This window comes from Romboutsia sp. 13368 (genome assembly GCF_018336475.1).
GTDB lineage: Bacteria > Bacillota > Clostridia > Peptostreptococcales > Peptostreptococcaceae > Romboutsia.
The window spans coordinates 973511-973949 of record NZ_CP048741.1; the positions used below are offsets into that span (position 1 = coordinate 973511).

Sequence of the window (439 nt, forward strand, 5' to 3'; positions counted from 1 at the left end):
TTAATAAAAAAGGGATATGCAGAAAGAAAAAGAATAGAAGAAGATAGAAGGGTTGTTCTTGTAAGTTTAACAGATACGGGTAAAGCAGTTTTTAAAGYTCACAGTGATTTCCATAAAGAAATGATTGATGAGATAATGAAAAACTTTGAARGRCATGAATTAGAAATTTTAACTAATGCTCTAGAAAAAGCAACTAGGTTCTTTGAAAAAAAATATAGAAATCTTCAGTAAATAAAAAGAAGTATATAAGAATTTATGATTTTTCTTATATACTTCTTTTTTTTATAATTCACTAATTAAATCATTTATAACTTCATTTACAGTTTTTAATTTATCTATTTTATAAGTATCTGCTCCACAAAATAATAGAGCATCATCTATATTTCCTTTTACAGCATTTATTAAAGCTTTAGAAATACAATAAGGCGTATCCTTAGGA

General features: G+C 24.5%; 1 protein-coding gene. It reads left to right on the forward strand.

Translation table 11 applies throughout. From position 1 onward, the window contains the following. On the forward strand, nucleotides 1-231 hold a 231-nt coding region (locus tag G3997_RS03950), incomplete at its 5' end, for a hypothetical protein (RefSeq protein WP_330616202.1). Between the last annotated feature and the right edge of the window lie 208 nt (nucleotides 232-439).